Here is a 22432-nt window from a genome sequence, read left to right on the forward strand (position 1 = left end):
CTCCTGAGTGCTAGTCACGTAGATGCAAGGATTTTGGGTTATTTTAGCCTCTTATCTTGCACCTGAATATATTTCTTTGGTCTGATGATCTGAGAATGTAAGCTTTTCTTTCTTTTTCAGCAAACCCTACTGTAGCGGTAGTACCTATATTAAATAGTGCATTAATTGCTGTAATACGAACAAACAAATTTTTATCAATCAAAGCCTGATGAAGTGTACATATAGCTTTATCACTGCCGATTTCCCCTAACGCTGATGTAACTGCCATACGAACTATAAAACATTCATCATTAAATGCTTGGCTTAATTCATAAATAATAGTTTCATTCGCAATTTTCTCTAAGGTTTGAACAGCATTGAAGCGAATTATAAAATCTTGATTTTTTAAATCTTGAACTGTGGAAATTATTAACGCTTCATTCTGACTTTTTCTATCTTCATAAACAACGCTTCCAGACTTATCATTTTTTTCATCTCCTATCTTCTGAGATGGTCTACATTCCATTAATGGAATGCCATTTCTATAAGATACTACTTCCCATACATATCCCCCACTTTCTAACATGGCGTTTTCAAACTCTTCTTCAAACTTTTGTCTTACATCAGGAACAGTTTGAGGTAATATATTTGAAAACCAATCCTTGTGTTTTGGATGAATTTTAAGTTCCTCAATGAAACTTTTGCTTTTCTCCTGAAACTCCTGTTTTACCTCCCCCGCTAACCTCGCACCCAACATCAAATCCACATCCAACGCTAACTGCACCACCCGCACTGCTTGCGCTTCATCCTCCACCAAACCCAACATCAGCGCTAGCGGTTCAGTCCACTTCAACAAATTCAAATAATCGCGTTTCAGCTTTGCATCACTCAAACTGGGTAGCAGCTTCCGCAAATATTCTGCCGCGTAATACTCTTGAAATAGCTGATGGTGAAATTCAATTTGTTCTCGGTCTGCTCCCGTTTGAATTAAGTAATGTTTTAGCAAGTCTTGTAACCAATCCTTTGCCTTTTGCCCAGGAAAGTCTACTCTATTTTTGAGGAAATCTTCTAAAACAGCTTCAGCCTTTCCTCTGGAAATAGATAACCGAAAATCTGTTGGTTTTTCCTTGGGATTTTCTCCTTGCATCATTACAAAAGCAAGATGCTGCAAAAGCTCAGACTTCCATAGACGAAGCCCTTCTGAAACGTATCCGTTCAGGGGGGGGTAAGTGACGCAACTGGGGAACGCTACGCTAGATTGGGCGGTACCGGGTACGGGCTAGCAAGACCTAGTATGAGCCATCAAGATTGTCGCAGCCCGCACCCGGCACTCCGCTTCGCCGCCCAATCTTCCCCAGTTGCTGAATTACTGGTGGGGGTAGGTAGGGCTTACACACTGTACAAATTTTGGCTCCGGTACATTAATTAACAAAAATACGCTGTTTCAGGCTTTTATCAATCATTCTTTGATCAATAGCGTTGGCGATGCCCGCCGCAGGCATCGCCTAGCCTAAAAATAAAGTAACAATCTTGACATCACATTTAACTCGTCTTGGTCATCGTCACTGATTAATGACTTTTGGAAGCAAAGAAGGAGCTTCTTTGCCTTGACGAGCATCAGCAACCGCTTGTGTCATAAACTCCAAGACATTACGTTGCTGAGATTTGAGAGTCGTAACCACAGTCAGCATTCGCGCCACAAAAGTGCTACCAGTCTTTGTTTGAGAACCAAAACTCGTACGCCGCCATATGACTGCCGGACGAATAGCTCTTTCTGCGGCATTATTTGTTGGCTCTACACCCTCCGTCGTCACAAAAAGCCACATTGCAGGTTCGACTTTAAGTAGTTGACGACAAGTACGAACAGTTTTAGCTAGAGGAGTTTTTTCACGTGATGTAATCTCGTAATCAGCTGCTTCTTGCAATAGTGTTTTTATACTGCTACGAGTATCTTGGACTAACTCGGCAAAATCAGAACGAGTCAGAGTTCCATCCCTTACCCGATGCCATAGCTCGAATAATTTTTCTTGTTGCTTAACTAGCGCAGTCCCTAATTCTTGCGATACCCCAGTCCGTTCCGAGATTTTGGTAAATTCGCGTTTCAAATGTGCCCAGCACAACTGTCTGTGTCCTATATCTACCCAGTTGTAAGATGCATATCTGTCTGAATTTAAAATGCCTGTAAAGTTCTCACCCAGAAGGTTTTGAGCGGCTTGGGTGCAACGAGTCAGGGCAATCTGAAAAAATGTAACTAGGGGTGTAACTGCAACCCAAAGCCAAGCCTGATTCTCTTTCGGGTTGCAACCGTCGATATTACCTTGTCTAAAGCTTGTCTCATCTGCTCCAACAACATCCGATTGCTGAATGTACTGTTTGGCTTCATCCACACAACTTGCAATTGCATTACTCGCTTCCAGCCTGAGTTTGTTGACTGTTCCCAACGACATCGAGATGTCAAATAATTCTGCTAGGGCGCTTTGTACCATACGGTGACTGTTGTGGTATACCGCACTCAACAAAGCAACGGTTGCAACAACTCTGACGCCGTATCCAGTCTTGTTTATGTTCTCCGGCAATATTGCACGAGTCTGTGTTCCACATTGAGAACAAGTCAATTGGTGTAAGCGATGTTCTATAACTATGGGTTCAATGGGCGGAATCTCAACTATCTGGTGTCTGTATGGATTCTCATCAACTCCAGTTAGGCTTTCTCCACAACCAGAGCATATTGTTGGATGATGCTCAACCACCTCTGTGCATTCTTCTGGTGGGTATAAGTCACGATTTTTACCTTCATGACCTGGTTGCCCTCCCCGTTTTTTGTTACTTTTCTTTTTCTCCTGCTTTTTCCCAAATCCTGGCGGGTCTGCACTAGGAGGTGATGATGAATTTTGAGATGTACGATTAGCTTTCTCTAATAGCTGTTGCTGGATTGTCAGGACTTCTGCTAATTGTTTTTCTAAGCTTTCGATTTGCTGCCCCATCCCCTCTACCAGTTTTTGGACGCTGGCTGGAGTTTTTTCCCAATCAACACGGGGTATCTGCTCGATGTAGGATAGGTGCTTTTGTTCCATAAATTTCACATTACCAGATTTTGGTCTCCCTAATTGACGATCGCCTGACAACCCCAACAATTGTTACTAAATTTGAGGAGCCCACGACGTAGCTAGATCAACCAATTAAATCGCCTGTAACTCTTATTCTCTCGTTACCCCCCTGAACGGTTACATTGACACAGGCTTTGGTGCATTAATTAATTGTAATTCTGACTACCGATTTGAAATGTTAAGAAAATACATCTTTGGCAAGCTTATGCTTCTAATTCTGTTTTCTGGCAAAGTTATGGTTCCAATCACTCAAAAGTGACTAAAAGCGCCTAACGGAAAATCAACGTTTTACCCAGAGTCGCGGCAAAGTTATGGTTCCAGTCACGGCAAAGTTATGGTTCCAACGACATTAAATTACAACTATGTATTACATTCGCCAACAGTATCTTCACTATATCTACCCCAAATTGGGATATTCCCAATGGCATGGCGTATCGGGCATTGGGAATTAAACACGCACAATTTTTGATCGCGTTCTAATATGATTCTTTCCATGCCCATTGCCCATCGCCCAGTCCCTAGACTACTGCTTTTTCTAATATCAATTTAGAACCTTTCACTGCTTCCGGAATTGAGGTTGGGTAATTGCCAGTAAAGCAAGCAGAACAAAAATTATTGGTGTCTTCTCGCGTTGCTTCTAGCATTCCGTCCCAACTGAGATAGGCTAGGCTATCTACTTCTAGTTGTTTAGCAATTTCTTCTACTGATTTGGTGGCTGCAATTAGCTGATCCTGGGTGTCGGTATCGATACCGTAGAAACAAGGGTGAGTTACTGGGGGTGAGGAAATTCGCATATGTACTTCCACTACACCCGCATCCCGCAAGGTTTTGACGAGTTTTCGGCTGGTTGTACCCCGAACGATAGAATCATCAACAATCACGACCCTTTTGCCGTATAGCACATCTTTGAGGGGATTTAGTTTCATTTTGATTCCCGATTCGCGCATCATTTGTGTTGGCTGAATGAAGGTGCGCCCGACGTAACGATTCTTAATCAATCCTTCGGCGTAGGCAATACCAGAAGTTTGAGAAAAGCCGATCGCAGCTGGGATGCCAGAATCAGGAACACCAAAAACAATATCTGCTTCTACACCAGATTCTTCAGCTAGTCGCCGCCCTAAACGCAATCGGTAGCTGTACAACGTTTCATTGTGCATCATACTGTCAGGACGGGCAAAGTATATCATCTCAAAGATACATAGCTTTTTTTGGGGTTGTTGAGTCCAGGGGAAGGAAGCTAAACCATCTTCGGTAATCCAAACTAATTCGCCCGGTTCCACCTCGCGCAGATAATCGGCACCAATGATATCTAATCCACAGGTTTCTGATGCGAGTACATAGCGAACTGGATTTTCACCTAAGGTGCCAATTACTAGGGGACGAATGCCATTAGGATCGCGAACACCCATGACACCAGTTGGAGTGCCAATTACTAAACTAAAAGCACCATTGCAGCGGTTAAATGCGCGAATGCAGCCTTCTAACCAGTCTGCACCAGCATTAATTTCTTCGGCGATCGCAAAAGCAATCATTTCTGAATCGGTTGTCGTCACTAAGTTGCATTTGGTCTTTAGCAACTCTTCCCGCAATTGCCCGGTATTGACTAAATTTCCATTATGTGCTAAGGCTATTGAACCCAGACGAGTTTCGACAACAGCAGGCTGGGCATTAACTTTCCGGCTAGAACCTGTAGTTGAGTAACGAGTGTGACCAACGGCTAAGTTACCCGGTAGCTGACTCAAAATGGATTCGTTAAACACATGGGATACCAAACCCATATCTTTGTGCAGGTGTACTTGTTCCCCTGCAAATGTGGCAATTCCCGCTGACTCTTGACCTCGGTGTTGGAGGGCATAAAGTCCAAAGTAGGTCAGTTTAGCGACGTCTTCCCCTGGTGCGTAGATGCCAAAAACACCGCAAGCTTCTTCTGGCTTGTCAGCACGGTTTTCAATTGCGTGGTCATCCAAGGAGAGGGAATGGTTAGGAATCATGCTACAGCTTTGCTCCAGACGAGATTTTGAGTCAGTGGGATGGATATATAAGTGAATGTTTTCAGAAATATTAACTGACCTTAATAAATCGTTAACAATCCATATACATATAACAGTAGCTTAATCATGCTTGGGGATAGCAAACATTCGTGGTGAATATTCAGGAGTCAAGAATCAAGAGTCATAAGTCTTCACTTCGCTCCTGCTGTAGAGACGCGAAATTTCGCGTCTGTCCAAAGTTGTAGAGACGCGAAATTTCGCGTCTCTACAACTCGGCATCTTTTAAACGTCTTTCAATCGCATGGGAATAGCGATGGCTCATATCTTCGATCCTAACCTTCATTAAACTTTGGTTATCGGAGGTTAGCACCCCAAAATCAGTGTTGGAATTACTAACCTTGCCAAGTTTCTGCCAATAATTAGCCAATTGTTCATTTAATAAAGATTCCCAAATTTCTTGCTGTTCTAACGCTACAGAAACAACAATTCGCGCTCCACCTTCACCAAACAGCGCTTCGTCCCACCTAAGTTGTGAATTGCTTGATGGTAATCCTAAATTAATTTGAGCAGCAAGTTTGCCAGCGATGCAACATTCTGCCAAAGCAACAGCCAAACCACCCTCAGCACAATCATGAGCTGAACGAATCCAGCCATTCCGAATTCCTTGACGACAAACTTTTTGTACACACCTTTCCAATTCAAAATCTACCCGTGGAGGGCGTCCAGCTACAGTATTATGGATGGTGGCTAAATATTCGGATGCGCCCAATTCAACTTTAGATTTCAAAGGCAATCCTAAAAGATAAATAATATCACCTTCGGCTTGCCATGCTTGACCGCAAATTTTACTTAAATCAGGAATCAACCCGACCATCCCCACAACCGGGGTAGGATAAATTGGTTGCGGGTTGCCTTCTGAGTCGAAAGTTTCATTGTAAAGTGAGACATTACCCCCAGTAACCGGCGTTCCTAATTCTCGACAACCTTCAGCCAAACCGCGACAAGATAAAGCTAATTGCCAATAACCAATCGCTTTTTCTGGACTGCCGAAATTTAAGTTATCAGTCACCGCTATAGGTTCAGCACCCACACAACTCAGATTGCGTGCAGCTTCAGCCACAACTGCCTTAGCACCCTCGTAGGGGTCAAGATAGACGTAACGAGGATTGCAATCAACTGTAGCAGCAACAGCGCTTTGGGGAGTAGGGGTTTCGGAGGGAGATAAGGGAGATGAGGGAGATAGGGGGGTTTCGGAGGTAGGAGAAGAATTCTTTTCGTCCCCCTGCTCCCTGCCCCCTGCCCCTTGTCCCCTTGTCTCCTTGTCCTCCTCAAGGGGACGCAACCGAACGACAGCTGCATCAGCGCCACCTGGTAAGATAATGGTGTTATTTTGCACTTGATGATCGTATTGGCGATAAACCCAACGTTTTGATGCGATCGTTGGCGTATCAAGTAAAGTCAAAAGGATATCATTCCAACTTTGCAGGCTTCCTTGAATTTCAATGCCAGCAGTTGTGCAAGCAGGAAGAGAATTAGGTGTCCATTCCCAAGCTTTTAAAGCATATTCTGGTGGTTCTGTCAATAATTCTCGTTCATACAATGGGGTATTTTCTGCCAAAGCTTCAGCGGGAATTTCTGCTGCTATTTCACCTTGAAATAATATTCTAACAATGGGTTCAGCAATAACTTCCCCCGCAACGACTGCTTGCAGTCCCCAACGGTGGAAAATATCAATTAATTCTTGTTCGCGTCCCTTGTGTGCCACAAACAGCATTCTTTCTTGAGATTCCGAAAGCAGATATTCATAGGGAACCATCCCCGATTCTCGCACGGGTATTTTATCTAAATCTAGTTCAATGCCGACACCACCTTTTGCAGCCATTTCTGATGTGGAACAAGTAATGCCAGCTGCACCCATATCCTGCGCGGCAACGACTGCACCTGTTTTAAAGGCTTCCAAACAAGCTTCAATTAACGATTTTTCTAAAAATGGGTCGCCAACTTGCACGGCTGGACGGTTATCTAGTGATTCATCGCTGAGTTCTGCACTGGCAAAACTTGCACCACCCATACCATCGCGTCCGGTGGTAGAACCAACATATAATACCGGATTCCCTAAACCAGATGCCCCAGATTTGACAATTTCTGGAGTTTCCATCAATCCTAGCGCCATGACGTTCACTAGGGGATTCCCGGAGTAAGCAGAGTCAAAGTATACTTCGCCTCCGACGGTGGGCACCCCGACGCAGTTACCATAATGAGATATTCCCGCTACCACACCACTGAAAAGCCGTTGAGTTTTGGCATCTTCCAGGGAACCGAAGCGCAAGGAGTTTAAAAGAGCAATGGGACGCGCACCCATTGTAAATATATCTCTGAGGATGCCTCCTACGCCAGTGGCTGCTCCTTGAAAGGGTTCGACAGCTGAGGGGTGATTATGAGATTCAATTTTAAACGCAAGTTGCAATCCGTCGCCTAAATCGACAACGCCAGCATTTTCACCTGGACCAACGAGAATGCGCGATCCTGTTGTGGGAAACTGTTTTAATAATGGTCGTGAATTTTTGTAACAACAATGCTCTGACCACATCACCCCAAACATTCCTAGTTCGGCTTTGTTGGGATGACGTCCTAACCTACGGACAATTTCTTCATATTCATCAGGCTTTAAACCTTCTTTGGCAATTTCTTCAGCGGAAAAGGCTGGTTTTGAGCTTGCAGTCATGAAAATGCACTCTGGGGGACAAAGCATTATTCTATCGATTTACTTGCCTTGTAAATGCAGTTCCAGGAATGCAGATAATTCTTCTTTGGATATTTCTTTCTGAACTACTTGAATCACCAAGTTATAAGCTTGCTCTTGAGATAAGTTCAAACTGTAGCCGTTTAAGTTAAAAAAAGTAAGCATAACAGCGAAAGCGGTGCGTTTGTTGCCATCAAGAAACGGATGATTCATTGCTAAATGGTACAGGTATGCTGCTGCTTGCTCACCAATTGTCGGATGAAGTAGTTCGCCAAAAAAGGTGGCTTGAGGTTGTGCCAGTGCTGAATCTAGTAAACCTTCGTCTCTAACACCAGATGTTCCACCAAATCTTTGAATTTGGCGTTGGTGAATATCTAAGACTTGAGAAATAGTGAGAAATTTAGGAGTCTGCAAGACGACGAAATACCTCTTCCCATTTTTTTTCAACTGCTAAATAAGCCTGCCATACTTCCTCATCTGAAGCAATCTGATTTGAGGTAGTATTTTCTAATTTGTCTTCGCTTTGTTCCATTTCGCCTAAGGATTCTGCAAAACCAGGAATATTTAATAATAGTTTTTCAGTAGCTTCGCTTTCTTCTGTTTTTTGTAGATAAGCAATAATTGCAACTGCTACTCGCAACTTCTCAAAAGAAAGTTGACGCAAACGACTTTCCGCTTCTGATAAATAAGTGCTGTGCTTTTGTTCTGTTGCCATCGTTACCCCAAGCTAGGTTTGTTGCAAGACGTTGTGAATCAGTTCTGCTGCTAACTCTAGCTTATATCACAATACGGTTGATGTTAAGAATTTTTGGTAGTGATTTTTGACCTGTAGAGACGCGAAATATGAAGTCTCTACGCTCGTATTTTGGGATGCTAATTAATTTATATTTTAAATAGCGATCGCACTTCAACTTTTCTATAAATAAAAGAGCGATCGCTCTCTATTAAACTCTCACTAAATTCCTGTATCATCACCTTGGGAAGTATCACCAGAAGACTCTTGTGCAGCCTTTCTCACCGCTTCAACATCCAAGCTTAATCTTTCGGCTATCTCTTCGACAGTCAAACCCAATTCCAATAATAGGGGTACTGTTTCTAGTTTGCCCTCTAGTTTGCCCTTTTCCTGGGCATCTTGTGCGACTTCTCGAAAATACCTTGTTTGCTTTAACTCACTTAATCCAAACATAGCTTCTATCTCCTCGCGGCTTAAGCTGGTAAACTTATAAACCAATATCGTCTCTATCAATTCTAAAACTTTCTGCCTGAGGGCAACATCTTCAAGTTCTTGCTGTGCTTTTTGAAGTAATTGCCTAGCTTGTTCATTAGCCGTCGCTTCCTCCTCAACTACTAACTGCACTATTCCTAAACCAAGGGACGTATTTGCTGTTTCCTCTAATTCATCTAAGTATACAAACTTAACTTGCTGACTCATCAGCAATCCCCTATACTGCATCGGTACACCTGGATCTAAACTTCGTTTGGCAAACACTGCGACTGCATACCAATCTTGAATCGGTTGGTATTGATTTAAGTAAACGAAGTTTTCGGCAAAAAATCGCCAATAAAAATTGGTTTTGGGTTGAAACTGAACTTCTACAAAGTAGATGGGTTGTTCAGGCAAATCCACTAAAGGTAAAAACAAACCATCAAAGCGAAATGCTAGTTCTTTGATTTCAGCAGATGCAAACTGGTAGGCTTCTGCTTCAGTAGCAGATTGACCGATGAGTTCAAAGAGAATACCAGGCAAAGTTTGGAAAAGTTGATAAAATATTGTGTCAGTTCTCACAGGTTTTATTTTTGAAACTCAAAATATTTTGAGTTATAACTGGCATCAATACTATTGAATGTAACTGTAATGTTGTCAAGTCGCTTACCTCCAATTCAAAAAAGGTCATCAGGTAGATAAGTTTATGCATTTTCCATTAAATGTGTTGATGTTGATAAAAATTTATAAACTGTAATTAAAAAATACAGTTTTAAGTTGCACAGTATGCATTAACTAGCTCGGAAGTAAGAAATTTCTTTTTTAGGTGAATACAGTTTGGCTGCAACAATCATGTGATGACAATCACTGATGCCCATGATTAAGATCGTCTTCCAAAAACGGGTAAACCAGCATAATTACATATAACTGAACTCTAGCCGAGTCATTAATAGGGAACACACTAATTGCCGACAGCCTTTTGAAGAAGTCTGTCGGTTTTTTCTTGGCATTCTCTGGGGAGTGGGGGAGTGGGAAAGCAAGGGGAGATGAAGAATAAATTCCCCAATGCCCAATGCCCAATGCCCAATGCCCAATGCCCAATGCCCAATGCCCAATGCCCAATGCCCATTAAATAAAATTTCCCCACAACCTGCTGGTAACTTGACAGGAATTCTGCCAGAGCCACTACCAAGTGTGGGGAGGGTATGATCAAATTAGAGATTTTATGGATGTTGAGTGTTTAGATATTGCACTCTCTCTAGTAGATCGACAGTGTACGCCATTCATTAGCGCCCACGCCTGATTATGACATCGATTGAATCACGTAATCAAAGTACGGGGAAGCTTGGGCAGCGTCTTCGGCATTGAGTAAGTCAAGGGAGGCTTTTTTCAGACAGCCGATCGCTTCTACCATTCCTGGTACGGGAACGCCTAAAGAATTGTACATTTCCCGCACGCCAATCAAACCAATTTTTTCAATTGGTTCTTTGTCGCCGGCAAGGATGCCATAAGTAACTAGACGTAAGTACCAGCCGTAATCGCGGATACATAAAGCACGCTGACGCTCTCCGAAAGCGTTGCCTCCAGGAGCAATAAAGTCAGGACGCTTTTGCCAAAGCTGTTTGGTTGCTTCCTGAACTATCTTTTTCTCGTTTTCGGCTAGGGTTGTGACAATCCGCATCCGCTGTGAGCCGGTTTCCAAGAAGTCTTTGATGTTTTTGAGTTCACCACTGCTGGGATAACGCAGTTCGTCGTCGGCTTTGAGAATAACTTGGCTAATTACAGTCATGATTAGTAAAATCACGCGACATATTATTTGATAGTTTAACTAGTCTTAGGTACACAAATAAAGGGAGACAAGAAGGTGTCGATTACAGAATTGCTTCCCACTGATGAAGATGATTCACCCAAATGGCAACAGGGAGAGTTAATTGAAGTTGAAATTACAGACTTGAGTGATACCGGCGATGGTGTCGGACGCTTCTGCGATCGCGTAGTCTTTGTTCCGGATACAGTACCGGGCGATCGCGCTATTATTCGCTTATTACACGTCAAACCCAAATACGCTCACGGCAAGCTGCATTCCTTATCCCAAACATCTTCAAGACGCATCCGTCCTAGTTGCATTGTGGCTGATAAGTGTGGTGGTTGCCAGTGGCAGCATATCAGTTATGAGTACCAACTTGAAGCCAAACAAAATCAAGTTATTCAAGCTTTAGAAAGAATTGGCGGTTTTGTGAATCCACCAGTAGATCCAGTTTTGGCTGCACCTTCACCTTTCGGTTATCGTAATAAATCTACATATCCTGTGGGTAAATCAGCAACTGGGCAAGTGCAAGCTGGTTATTACCAAAAAGGCAGCCATCAATTAGTTAACTTAAATCAATGCCCCGTGCAAGATGCACGATTAAATCCATTACTTGCCGAAGTTAAACAAGATATCCAGACGCAACAATGGCAAGTTTACGACGAAACCCGTCACTCTGGACAAATACGCCATCTTAGTTTACGCATTGGACGCCGCACTGGGGAAATGTTGCTAACAATAATAGTCAAAGATTGGAATTTACCAGGAATTGAAAAGCTTTCCGCTGCGTGGTTAAAACGCTTTCCGGGATTAGTAGGAGTCTGCTTAAATCGAAATAGCGATCGCACTAATGCGATTTTTGGTGACGAAACTCGTTGTGTTGCCGGAATTTCTTATCTGAGAGAACAATTCGCCGGTTTAGAATTTCAAGTACGTCCAGATACATTTTTTCAAGTTTACACCGAAACAGCCGAGGCGCTTTTGCACGAAATTCAAAGAGAACTGAATTTGCAAGGAAATGAAGTTATAGTTGATGCTTATTGTGGTATTGGCACATTAACTTTACCTTTGGCTAAACAAGTCCGTAATATTACGGGGTTAGAAGTGCAAACCAAAGCTGTAGAACAGGCTATTTTAAATGCGCGAAATAACAAAATTAATAATGTGACTTTTGTTGTCGGTGCAGTTGAAAAATTGTTACCGCATAGTGACATTGTGCCGGATATTGTGTTATTAGATCCCCCACGTAAAGGTTGCGCGAGCGATGTCATCGAATCCTTACGGCGATCGCAACCCCCTCGTATCGTTTACGTCAGCTGTAAAGTAGCCACCCTCGCTCGTGATTTAAAACTACTTTGTAAAGATGGAATGTATACCATTACACGAATACAACCCGCTGACTTTTTTCCCCAAACGGCTCATGTCGAAGCAGCCGCTTTTCTAGTTTTATCAGCTTCTGGTAAGGGTATTTAGTCCCTTGACAAAACTCAAATTTTTTATTTGTAGTCTAGTGCATAAGAAAAATGCTAAAATCGAATTAAGCTAAACATAGGATTCATTGAATTCCATTTCTATAAAGAAATTGAAGTTGTATGGGTTACTCCTAAACTTGAATTTGGTTGTTTAAATCCCGAATCGGCAGGTAAAAGAGTATTGCTATACTCTTCTACATAATTGAAAGCATCTTTATTTGCTAATTGCATTATTGAGGTTTATTCTTGCCGTTTTACATTTGTCAACTGTAATTCATGAAGATAACCGATGCTCCACAGTATTTTCACAACTTAGTTTTGAAGACGCTAGTTTGAAGGCAGCACGATCACCTCAACTCATATCAGGGTGCTTTTGTTTTGCAAACTGATGTCTAGCTAACTGAAGGCTATGGGGTTTCTCTTGTGATTACCATTTCGCTCCGTCCAGTTGGACGTAATTGGGGCACAATTAGTTTCGCCTCAACTCTATATCTTTGTCCAATATTAGATTTACTATTGGCAGAAATTCCCGTTAAATTTCAAGCCGAGTTGCGACTGGGACTTCAAGAAGCCCTAGTCAATGCAGCTAAACATGGCAATCATCTTGATCCCGGTAAAACAGTTGTAGTCCGTTTTTCCTTAATAGATAATCAGTATTGGTGGATTATATCAGATCAAGGCAGCGGATTTAGTCCATCTTGTACATGCGATCGCGATCCCACAGATTATCTACCACCAGATGAGTCAGAAAACGGTCGTGGTATGACTCTCCTGCATCAAATTTTCGATCAGGTAGAGTGGAACCGCAAAGGCACAGAATTAAGGCTTTGCAAACAGCTAGAGAATCGACCGAGATTATCTCTGCGACGTTAGAGGGGAGCAGGGGGAGCAGGGGAAGCAGGGGAAGCAGGGGAAGCAGGGGAAGCAGGGGAAGAAATTCCCCCAAGTCTCCAAGTCCTCCTTGTCCCCCTTGTCCCCTTGTCCCCTTGTCTTATTTTCCGTGCGTCGGACAAGGTGGTGCGGAAATAGAGCGATCTAACCAACCAGATGCTTGTTCTAATCTAGCAAGAGCTTCTTGAGGCTGATTTTTGAGCAGAAACACAAGAGCGGCAGCGGCTTGTTCACTGGCGCGAGAATTGCGGTTAGACTTAAGGCGATGCCAATCGTTGGGAGAAATGCTCAACCTCTCCATGAGAGCTTGGGCTAATTCTATGGTGCTTAATTCATCTAATTGACTGGTTTTAGGCAGCTGGGTGGATTGGGACATAACTATTGGCTTTGTTTGCATTTACTTTTACTGTACTACTTGTGCATGAAGCCGCCTAAACAACCGCCACCAGAGTCAAATCAAGAGTTAGAATTTGAAGAAGAATTATTGTTCTTAGAGCGATCGCTTTTTGAACTTAAAGAACGCTACACGCAAGTGCAAGGCGATCGCATCTCTAAGGCAGAATATGAAAAACGTCGCCAAGAACTTAATCAAAATAAACATTACACTCCAGAAATCAAATCTGAGTTAAAGCACATCAAACAGCAGCTAGAAGTGCTAGAAGTTAGCTTAGAAAGTCAGTTATTTTCCTGGAAAAGCGTCAAGAAACCTTTTTGGCAAATCATCCGCTTTGGTGGATTGGGCGTTATCATAGGCTGGATATTAAAGTCCTATGTTGGGTAACTATGGTAAAGCGACGGATAGCAGAAATATTGCGAAGTGGTCAACCTGATGAATCTATTTTAATTCAAGGGTGGGTGCGGACAAAACGCGAGTTGAAAGGATTTGCTTTTATTGAAGTTAATGACGGTTCATCGTTGGCTAGTTTGCAAGTCGTGATGAATCAAAATTTGCCAGATTATGAGGCTATCATCAAAAAGCTGAATACAGGTGCTTCGCTAGAAGTAACAGGGGTGCTAGTTCCTTCCCAAGGTAAAGGACAGCGAATTGAGTTGAAAGCCGAAATGGTGGAAGTCTACGGTGAAGCTGATCCCGAAACTTACCCGCTACAAAAGAAACGCCATTCTTATGAGTTTTTGCGGACAATTGGACACTTGCGATCGCGTACCAATTCCTTTGGTGCAGTTTTCCGCGTCAGAAACGCTTGTGCAGCAGCAATTCACCAATTTTTCCAAGAACGCGGCTTTTTGTGGGTTCACACACCAATCATCACCGCTAGCGATTGCGAAGGAGCGGGGGAACTTTTCAACGTTACTGGTTTGAACCTAAAAGACATTCCCCGCACTGAGAATAACGCCGTAGACTATGCTCAGGACTTTTTTGGCAGACCGACATACTTAACAGTTAGCGGTCAATTAGAGGCAGAAGTCATGGCAATGGCTTTTAGTAACGTTTATACTTTTGGTCCCACCTTCCGTGCGGAAAATTCTAACACGTCGCGCCATTTAGCCGAATTTTGGATGGTTGAGCCAGAAATGGCTTTTTGCGATTTAGATGGCGATATGGATTTAGCGGAAGCGTTTCTCAAACACGTTTTCAAATATGTGTTAGAAACTTGCCCGGAAGATATGGAATTTTTTAATCAACGAATTGATGATACAGTGCTGGCAACGGCAGACAACATTATTAATAATGAATTCCAGCGTTTAACTTATACAGAAGCAATTTCCTTATTAGAAAAAGCCGATGTCAAGTTTGAATATCCGGTAAGTTGGGGTTTAGATTTACAATCCGAACACGAACGTTATCTAGCTGAACAATTATTTAAAAAGCCAGTTATCGTTTCCGATTATCCGGCAAAAATAAAAGCGTTTTATATGCGCTTGAGCGACGATGAAAAGACTGTGCGAGCGATGGATATTCTCGCACCGAAAATTGGCGAAATTATCGGGGGATCGCAACGTGAAGAACGTTTAGATGTGTTGGAAAAACGGATAATAGCGCAAGGAATGCAACCAGAAGATTTGTGGTGGTATCTCGACTTGCGTCGTTATGGAACCGTTCCCCACGCTGGTTTTGGGTTGGGTTTTGAGCGGTTGGTGCAATTCATGACGGGGATGGCAAATATTCGCGATGTAATTCCGTTCCCCAGAACACCACAAAGTGCCGATTTTTAGTTTGATAATTTGAAAACTAGGCATTAGAAATCGCGTCTAGACAAACCAAATCCGTCTATGCGGACTAATAAAAACTTTAAAACCCGCGAATGCGGGTTTTGCTTGTATAGCCGCGTATTTGAGAAAGGGATTAGTTAAAATTAAGATTTTTGAATCTCTTCTTGTAAAACTTGAATTTGCTCAAGAGATAATTCAGTAACTTGAGCAATTTGCTCTAAACTCATTCCAATTCGCAGCAGATTTAAAGCCATCTTTCTTGTTGTTTCTGCTTTGCCTTCTGCTTTGCCTTTGGCTTCCCCTTCTTCTAGGATTTGTTGATAAATGACTGATTCGCGCATAATCTCACTCCTGAAAATCTTGCTAATTACATTTTTATTTAACACCAGACCTGCTAGAATTCCACTGGCAGCAGCTATATTTCTTTGTAACTGGCGATCGCTAATTGCTTCAACTGATGAAGCTACTTGGGTTAATACCATTCTAGGATCGTTTGTCTGACTTAGCACAGCAAAGGGTAATAAACCGGGAATACTCATAAATCTGTCTGTCGGTTGTTCCCACAGACGTATTACCTCAAACTGATGGTAAGTGTTGTTTAATTTAAAACTGTTTTCACTGACTAATTCGGAACTTGTTTTTCTCAAATAGATTACTACTTGACGCATTGCTTTGTTAGGAAAGCGGCGATAAACCCTAACCCGATAATCTAACATCCGAAAGGGGATATCTTCATCAGCGTCGGTTTGAAATTCGGTATGCAGAACTAAATCATCAGATTGTAATAAAATTAATGAATTGGCTCGAATTGGTTCGTTTGATAATTCAGTCGGGCTAAGTTCTGTTAATTTAATCGGTGAACCTAGCAACCAAGTTGCTAAATCATCTTTGAAGTTTTCGGCAATGAATTTACAGATATTGTCATACATGGCAGCTTTCAATAAACTGTATTAGGTATTGCGGTGTTCAGATTCCCGACTTCTTCAAGAAGTCGGGAATCTAACTTTTCACGCTCTCCCGATTAGATTGGTATAATAAGCTGGGTTTTTTGTGAACTATTATGATGATGGTTGGTCATACCAATTGTATGTGAGGTTGCGCTTTATTCGCCCCTCAGGCTGGAAGCCTGGGGCTAAACGAACAAAGCCCACCTGCGTGGGCTAAATTAGGCGCATCTTCATACAGAAATGGTATCAGATATTACGCCGATTTGGTTCATCACTTCTAGCAAATTCAATTCGTACCACCATTCGACAATTTTACCTTCAGAGATGCGAAAGAGATTCAAATCGCTTGCATTTATCGATTTTCCTGTTGGGGAAATTCCCATAAATTCACCTTTATGTGTGCCTTTTATGGTAGAGCGAAATGCAACTTTATCATTTTCAGCGATCGCATTCTCCACACTCACAAGTTCGATATCTGGGAAACTTTGGTACAAAGTAGCGTAAAATTCCTTCGCTTTGCTTCCACTAATCGGTTCAGAACAACCGCAAAAGTACCAGATAATGTCCTCTGCCACTAATTCGTCCCAAACTTGATCCCACAGAGGAACATTTCCCCATGCTTCCTTAGCAAAACGGAGAACAATCGCTTTGTTTTGTTCGCTTAATGTAGACATGAAAATCTCCTTTTATCTGAATCAAAATTCTTAATTCAGTATCGGGAGTAAAACAAACTGCTGTCTTCAAAGTTCTTGCGTTTGTTTTCCAAGTTCTTGCTATTGCCGCAAAAATGCTTTCGGGGTCATCCCAACTAAGCGCTTAAAATGGTAGTTGAGATGTCCCTGACTAGCAAAACCGACAGCATAAGCAACTTCTGCAATTGTCAATTTTTTTGTTAGAAGCAACTGTTTGGCACGCTGAATTCGACACCGAATATGATATTGATGCGGTGAAACTCCGGTAGTTTGTTTGAACAAATGGGCAAAATGATAAGAACTCAGTTGAACTATATTTGCCAGTTCAGCCAAGCTCAAATTATCCTCTAGATGGTCGTTAATATAGTCAATAACCTGCTGAAAATTTCGCGGGATGCCTCCGAGGACAAAATTCTCAATGGCGTGTTCTCGTGTGGAGTAGCGAGACACTAAATGAACCGCCAATGCATTTGCCATAGATTCAGCATAAAGACGGCTTTGTACACGATCTGTTTCCAGTGCCGTCAAGAGCGCCAACCCTATATGATAAATCAATGGGTCGAAAAATGTCAGTCGTGGTGGTATCTCGATGCGATCGCATCCAAACAATTCGTAACTAACAGCGATCGGCAGTGTTGGTTCCAGGTAAAGTTGCAAAAACTCGGTTTCTCTATCCCACCGAACGCTTTGCTTGAAATTAGCTGGATATAAACCAATATCACCCGTTTCTGAATAAATTGTCTTTATATGACCATCAACCACATGCTCTAATAAGACTGAGCCGCCAATATTAATGCAAATAGTATGATATGGGGAACTAATTTCTGGAAGTATGTGAGGAGGTTGACGGTAGTGTGCAAGCTGAATTTTATCCCACCCTGTTGCCTGACTTGAAGCAATTGGCACTTCGGGAAGAACAGACAGCAGCGCATCCCGTGCGTCGCTAATCAAAATATTGAAGTTGTGAGGAGTAAGTCTTAAAAATTAGGCAAAAAGCCATTTCCAAAGAAAATGGCTGATAATATCGAAAAAGAAATTGAAATTTGAGAGAGTGCGATCGCATTCTCTGTGAAGTTCTGAGTGGAGATTTCCTCCTCTCAGATTCTTCTGTTAAATCTCAAATGGGTTTTTACGCCATTTGATTTTCAATTGCCCACCGCGCTAATTCAGTACGGTTGTGCAAATTGGTTTTGCCCAACATATTGGAAACGTGGCTTTCAACGGTGCGCTGACTGACGTTTAGTTCTTCAGCGATTTCCCGGTTAGCTAAACCCCTAGCAACAAACTGAACTACTTTCAGTTCGGTTGGAGTTAGCTGGACATCGAAGGGAACCTGGATGCGGGAACCGCTTTCTCCTCCTTTTGCTTGGTGTTCTTTCCAACGGATAGTTTGTTTGAGCGAAGATTCAACTTGGGCAACGAGTTCTTCGGGTTCAAAAGGCTTGACCATGTAGACGTCAGCACCTTTATTTAATCCTTTAACTCGGTCGGCACTTTGACCTTTCGCGGAAAGGAAAAGAACGGGAATCCAGCTGGTGCGTTCGTTTTGCCGGACTTGTTCAACAAAAGTATATCCGTCCATTTCCGGCATCATCACGTCGCAGATGATCATGTCAGGGATATCCTGCTCTAAAATTTCCAGAGCTTCCCGACCATTTTCCCCAGTGATGACTTCATATCCCCGGAATTCCAAGTAATCCTTCACCAGCAAGATGAGGTTAGGGTCATCATCAATCAGTAGAAGTCTTTTGTGATCTTTCATGCTGGGCTCTTTCATAGCAGTGGCACTTGTTGCGCTTGGGTCGATCAAGGTCTTGATTAGTTATCCTCTATGGTGGATTATTGAGATGTTGTCCTTTTTTTCCCACTTAACTTGCCTTTGCTTAAGCGATGTCACAAAAGTGAAAATCGCTTTTGTGATATTAGTCATTCAATGGCAAAACTCCAGTAAGGATACGTAGAGCAGTAGTTACTATAATGCGTCATTATAGATCGCTTTGTAGGTGGCTGGTGGAAAACACTGATTAAATAATAATCTTTTGCGTTCACACATAGGTATTGGAGGTTTGATCACCCTATCTAAAAACCAACCAAGCGCTTCAATTATGCTGACTGCTGTTTCATATCCAGTGGATTTTAAGCTTCGATAGGATGTTCGCTCATAAAGAAAGGAAGTTTCAAAGCACATGTTGGGTCAAAAATGCATATTCTTCCACCACCATATTGCCTATCAAGTGTTCTTGATTAAGCCGCTTTCCGGGACTTCCGGGGTAACGCAGGCGATACCAGACACCATCCGGGTAAACCACCATTATCGGTCTAGAACAACAAACTCGCAAGCAGTTGGTTTTGGTTCAAGAAATGCAAGCGGGATATTTGTCTGGCGGCTGGTCAAGTTTGAGCCTTTGCAGTCGATCAAGCAAATGTTCCCAAGATTCCAGATTAGCTTGTTTTGTGTTGCTTTTAGGAACTATCTGGTCAGTACATATAAAAACATGTGGCTGAATTTTTGCAAGTCCTAAAGTTTTTACACAATTTCTTAAGGGTTTATTGTCCAAAACATGAGTGGTTTTTGGGATTTTCACACCAAGACTGGATCGCTGTATTGTTACTCATTAAGCGGCTCCCTGATTACTGTTCTATATCAATTTTTCAACTTTGCAAATAAATTTGACCATATAAAAATATTCGTAACTAACAAAACAAAACCCGGTAAACAAAAAATAATTGAGTATTTGTACTTAAGTATAACTTTGGTTGCTTAGTTCGGGAACCCGTACAAGTCAATTTCTTGCCATTGCATACCGTAGTTAGCTACATTAGCACTCAGGAGTCGAGAGTGCTAATCTAAGAGGCGAGAAATTCCTATGGCAGCTGTATCTTTAAGCGTTTCTACTGTAAAACCTTTAGGCGATCGCGTTTTCGTAAAAGTGAGCGCATCTGAAGAAAAGACCGCAGGTGGTCTGTATTTGCCCGACACAGCCAAAGAAAAGCCCCAAGTAGGCGAAGTTGTTGCTGTCGGTGATGGCAAGATTAAAGACGACGGTGGTCGTCAAGCGTTGGATGTAAAGGTTGGTGACAAGGTGCTGTACTCCAAGTACGCCGGCACCGACATCAAACTCGGCACTGACGAGTATGTCCTGCTTTCAGAAAAAGACATTTTAGCGATCGTTAGTTAGTGGATGGTGGGAGCGTGGTTAGTCGTTAGTGGATAGTGAGAGCGTAGAACAACTATCAACTATCAATCAACAACCAACAACCAACAACTATCAATCAACAAATTTACAAATTTACAAATAGCAGGTTGAACGTAGGCAATTATGGCAAAGCGTATTATCTATAACGAAAACGCCCGTCGCGCCCTCGAACGAGGCATGGACATCCTGGCTGAAGCCGTGGCTGTTACCCTTGGTCCCAAGGGTCGTAACGTGGTACTAGAGAAGAAATTTGGCGCACCACAAATTGTCAACGATGGTGTGACGATCGCCAAAGAAATCGAATTAGAAGACCACGTTGAAAATACTGGCGTTGCTTTGATTCGTCAAGCCGCTTCTAAAACCAACGATGCTGCTGGTGACGGTACAACAACTGCAACCGTGCTAGCTCACGCAATGGTAAAAGAAGGCTTGCGGAACGTTGCAGCGGGTGCAAATGCGATTTCCTTGAAGCGCGGTATTGACAAAGCTACCGGGTTTTTGGTAAAGAGCATTGCTGAACAAGCTCGTCCTGTAGAAGATTCTAAAGCGATCGCTCAAGTTGCGGCAATTTCGGCTGGTAACGACGAAGAAGTCGGTCAGATGATTGCTCAAGCAATGGACAGAGTAGGCAAAGAAGGCGTAATTTCCCTAGAAGAAGGGAAATCTATGACCACCGAATTAGAAATCACCGAAGGGATGCGCTTTGACAAAGGCTACATCTCTCCTTACTTCGCCACCGATCCTGAGCGGATGGAAGCGGTGTTTGATGAGCCTTACATCTTGCTCACAGACAAGAAAATCGCTTTGGTACAAGACCTCGTACCAGTGTTAGAGCAAGTTGCTCGTGCTGGTCGTCCTTTGGTGATTATCGCCGAAGATATTGAAAAAGAAGCTTTGGCAACTTTGGTTGTGAATAGACTGCGTGGCGTGTTGAACGTTGCTGCTGTCAAGGCTCCAGGATTTGGCGATCGCCGCAAAGCGATGCTCGAAGATATCGCTGTTCTCACTGGTGGTCAACTAATCACCGAAGATGCTGGTTTGAAGCTTGACAACACCAAGCTAGAGAGCCTGGGTAAAGCTCGCCGCATCACCATCACCAAAGACAGCACCACAATTGTTGCCGAAGGTAACGACGTTGCTGTGAAAGCTCGTGTTGAACAAATCCGTCGTCAGATGGATGAAACCGAATCTTCTTACGACAAAGAAAAGCTGCAAGAGCGTTTGGCTAAACTTGCTGGTGGTGTCGCAGTCGTGAAAGTCGGTGCAGCGACCGAAACCGAAATGAAGGACAAGAAGCTGCGCTTAGAAGACGCTATCAACGCTACCAAAGCTGCCGTGGAAGAAGGTATCGTTCCTGGTGGTGGTACAACTCTCGCTCACTTGGCGCCTCAACTCGAAGAATGGGCAAAAGCCAACTTGAAGGATGAAGAGTTAATTGGTGCTTTGATTGTCGCTCGTGCATTGCCTGCTCCTCTGAAGCGGATTGCTGAAAACGCCGGTCAGAATGGTGCTGTCATTGCTGAACGTGTGAAAGAAAAGGAATTCAATGTTGGCTACAATGCTGCAACTAACGAATTCGTCGATTTGTTTGAAGCTGGTATTGTTGACCCGGCGAAAGTGACTCGTTCTGCTCTGCAAAATGCGGCTTCTATCGCGGGTATGGTGTTGACAACCGAATGTATCGTTGTTGACAAGCCTGAGCCTAAGGATGCTGCTCCTGCTGGTGGCGGGGGTATGGGTGGTGGAGATTTCGATTATTAAGGTTTATTAACCGCCCTATTTTTGAAAGCAGTCGTCTCCTGGTGGGGGCGGCTGTTTTTTAATGCAAAGGAGCGCTGAGGGAAGCGCAAAGGTGAATCAGTCGGCGGAGTCGGTTTCCGTCCCGTCGAACTGATGTTAGCAAAGCGTTAGCGACGCAGGAGCGTCACCCGAAGGGTTCGCGGAGGAGGAGGAGAGAGAAGTTATATGTTTGATGAGACTAAAACTGTAATCTCCTGTATAATTTCGTTTTGCTCTTGTTTAATTGTTTCCAGCCTAGTTAAAAGTTTTGCTAGTTGATCGTTGTTTGGCTGCGAGGTTAAGACAGAAGTGGAATTATCTTTAAAGATGTTTAGGCGTTTAAAGTTGAATTTGAATAAGGACTGAACGAGTTTGAAAGGGGTAGTAAGTGTGATTAATAAACCTTTCTCAATCAAACGACTGAAGGCTTTAATAAATTGCCAAATAATAA

General features: G+C 42.8%; 21 protein-coding genes. 7 read left to right on the forward strand and 14 right to left on the reverse strand.

Annotation, left to right across the window (positions count from 1 at the left end; all coding sequences use genetic code 11):
* Positions 1-43: 43 nt before the first annotated feature.
* From TOL9009_RS0136495 to TOL9009_RS0136525, 8 genes are all read right to left on the reverse strand, one after another.
* The gene (locus tag TOL9009_RS0136495; RefSeq protein ID WP_038298338.1) at positions 44-1129 is read right to left on the reverse strand and encodes a HEAT repeat domain-containing protein; all 1086 of its coding nucleotides are present in this window, start codon (positions 1127-1129) and stop codon (positions 44-46) included.
* Between the two features lie 412 nt (positions 1130-1541).
* A complete protein-coding gene (gene tnpC, locus TOL9009_RS0136500; protein ID WP_029638569.1) occupies positions 1542-3053 on the reverse strand; it encodes an IS66 family transposase in 1512 nt (503 codons plus the stop codon).
* Between the two features lie 393 nt (positions 3054-3446).
* The gene (locus TOL9009_RS48650; protein ID WP_221928681.1) at positions 3447-3587 is read right to left on the reverse strand and encodes a hypothetical protein; all 141 of its coding nucleotides are present in this window, start codon (positions 3585-3587) and stop codon (positions 3447-3449) included.
* Between the two features lie 17 nt (positions 3588-3604).
* Entirely contained in the window at positions 3605-5077 is a 1473-nt protein-coding gene (gene purF / locus TOL9009_RS0136505) for an amidophosphoribosyltransferase (RefSeq protein WP_029638571.1), read from the reverse strand.
* A gap of 265 nt (positions 5078-5342) precedes the next feature.
* Positions 5343-7802: a phosphoribosylformylglycinamidine synthase subunit PurL gene (gene purL, locus TOL9009_RS0136510; protein WP_029638572.1), complete on the reverse strand. Its 2460-nt coding sequence runs from the start codon at positions 7800-7802 to the stop codon at positions 5343-5345.
* 39 nt (positions 7803-7841) lie between these two features.
* Positions 7842-8234 (reverse strand): type II toxin-antitoxin system death-on-curing family toxin, encoded by a 393-nt coding sequence (locus TOL9009_RS0136515; RefSeq protein WP_029638574.1) that lies wholly within the window; start codon positions 8232-8234, stop codon positions 7842-7844.
* On the reverse strand, positions 8221-8535 hold the full coding sequence (locus TOL9009_RS0136520) for a hypothetical protein (RefSeq protein ID WP_029638576.1): 315 nt from the start codon (positions 8533-8535) through the stop codon (positions 8221-8223). The genes TOL9009_RS0136515 and TOL9009_RS0136520 overlap by 14 nt, the downstream gene beginning before the upstream one ends.
* 240 nt (positions 8536-8775) lie before the next feature.
* Complete coding sequence (locus TOL9009_RS0136525; RefSeq protein WP_029638578.1) at positions 8776-9606, reverse strand: Rpn family recombination-promoting nuclease/putative transposase; 831 nt, start codon at positions 9604-9606, stop codon at positions 8776-8778.
* Positions 9607-10110: 504 nt separating this feature from the next.
* Between TOL9009_RS0136525 and TOL9009_RS49960 the strand changes: the two genes are divergently transcribed.
* Entirely contained in the window at positions 10111-10233 is a 123-nt protein-coding gene (locus tag TOL9009_RS49960) for a hypothetical protein (RefSeq protein ID WP_260676015.1), read from the forward strand.
* Between the two features lie 94 nt (positions 10234-10327).
* On the opposite strand, the gene TOL9009_RS0136535 is transcribed toward TOL9009_RS49960, so the two are convergent.
* A complete protein-coding gene (locus TOL9009_RS0136535; protein ID WP_029638580.1) occupies positions 10328-10813 on the reverse strand; it encodes an allophycocyanin subunit alpha-B in 486 nt (161 codons plus the stop codon).
* 81 nt (positions 10814-10894) lie between these two features.
* Between TOL9009_RS0136535 and rlmD the strand changes: the two genes are divergently transcribed.
* Complete coding sequence (rlmD, locus tag TOL9009_RS0136540) at positions 10895-12304, forward strand: 23S rRNA (uracil(1939)-C(5))-methyltransferase RlmD (RefSeq protein WP_260676024.1); 1410 nt, start codon at positions 10895-10897, stop codon at positions 12302-12304.
* 422 nt (positions 12305-12726) lie between these two features.
* A complete protein-coding gene (locus tag TOL9009_RS0136550) occupies positions 12727-13176 on the forward strand; it encodes an ATP-binding protein (protein WP_029638584.1) in 450 nt (149 codons plus the stop codon).
* Between the two features lie 118 nt (positions 13177-13294).
* Here the strand turns inward: TOL9009_RS0136550 and TOL9009_RS0136555 are convergent, their stop codons facing one another.
* A complete protein-coding gene (locus TOL9009_RS0136555; protein WP_029638587.1) occupies positions 13295-13570 on the reverse strand; it encodes a DUF6439 family protein in 276 nt (91 codons plus the stop codon).
* Positions 13571-13615: 45 nt separating this feature from the next.
* Between TOL9009_RS0136555 and TOL9009_RS0136560 the strand changes: the two genes are divergently transcribed.
* Positions 13616-13975: a hypothetical protein gene (locus TOL9009_RS0136560; RefSeq protein WP_029638588.1), complete on the forward strand. Its 360-nt coding sequence runs from the start codon at positions 13616-13618 to the stop codon at positions 13973-13975.
* A 2-nt stretch (positions 13976-13977) separates the two neighbouring features.
* Positions 13978-15369 (forward strand): asparagine--tRNA ligase, encoded by a 1392-nt coding sequence (gene asnS, locus TOL9009_RS0136565; RefSeq protein ID WP_029638590.1) that lies wholly within the window; start codon positions 13978-13980, stop codon positions 15367-15369.
* Positions 15370-15509: 140 nt separating this feature from the next.
* On the opposite strand, the gene TOL9009_RS0136570 is transcribed toward asnS, so the two are convergent.
* The 4 genes from TOL9009_RS0136570 to TOL9009_RS0136585 all read right to left on the reverse strand — a co-directional run bounded on the left by TOL9009_RS0136570 (position 15510) and on the right by TOL9009_RS0136585 (position 18812).
* Complete coding sequence (locus TOL9009_RS0136570) at positions 15510-16295, reverse strand: Rpn family recombination-promoting nuclease/putative transposase (RefSeq protein WP_029638592.1); 786 nt, start codon at positions 16293-16295, stop codon at positions 15510-15512.
* Positions 16296-16543: 248 nt separating this feature from the next.
* Positions 16544-16987 (reverse strand): ester cyclase, encoded by a 444-nt coding sequence (locus tag TOL9009_RS0136575; RefSeq protein WP_029638594.1) that lies wholly within the window; start codon positions 16985-16987, stop codon positions 16544-16546.
* 99 nt (positions 16988-17086) lie between these two features.
* Entirely contained in the window at positions 17087-17956 is an 870-nt protein-coding gene (locus TOL9009_RS0136580) for a helix-turn-helix domain-containing protein (RefSeq protein ID WP_242055708.1), read from the reverse strand.
* A gap of 178 nt (positions 17957-18134) precedes the next feature.
* On the reverse strand, positions 18135-18812 hold the full coding sequence (locus TOL9009_RS0136585) for a response regulator transcription factor (protein WP_029638599.1): 678 nt from the start codon (positions 18810-18812) through the stop codon (positions 18135-18137).
* Positions 18813-19872: 1060 nt separating this feature from the next.
* Here TOL9009_RS0136585 and groES point away from each other — a divergent pair.
* Together groES and groL are read left to right on the forward strand one after the other, a co-directional pair.
* Positions 19873-20184: a co-chaperone GroES gene (groES, locus tag TOL9009_RS0136600; protein ID WP_029638604.1), complete on the forward strand. Its 312-nt coding sequence runs from the start codon at positions 19873-19875 to the stop codon at positions 20182-20184.
* A 141-nt stretch (positions 20185-20325) separates the two neighbouring features.
* Positions 20326-21963, forward strand: coding sequence for a chaperonin GroEL (gene groL / locus TOL9009_RS0136605; protein ID WP_029638606.1), 1638 nt, complete (start codon positions 20326-20328; stop codon positions 21961-21963).
* Positions 21964-22432: the final 469 nt, after the last annotated feature.

This window comes from [Scytonema hofmanni] UTEX 2349, assembly GCF_000582685.1.
In the GTDB taxonomy this organism is placed as follows: domain Bacteria; phylum Cyanobacteriota; class Cyanobacteriia; order Cyanobacteriales; family Nostocaceae; genus Hassallia; species Hassallia hofmanni.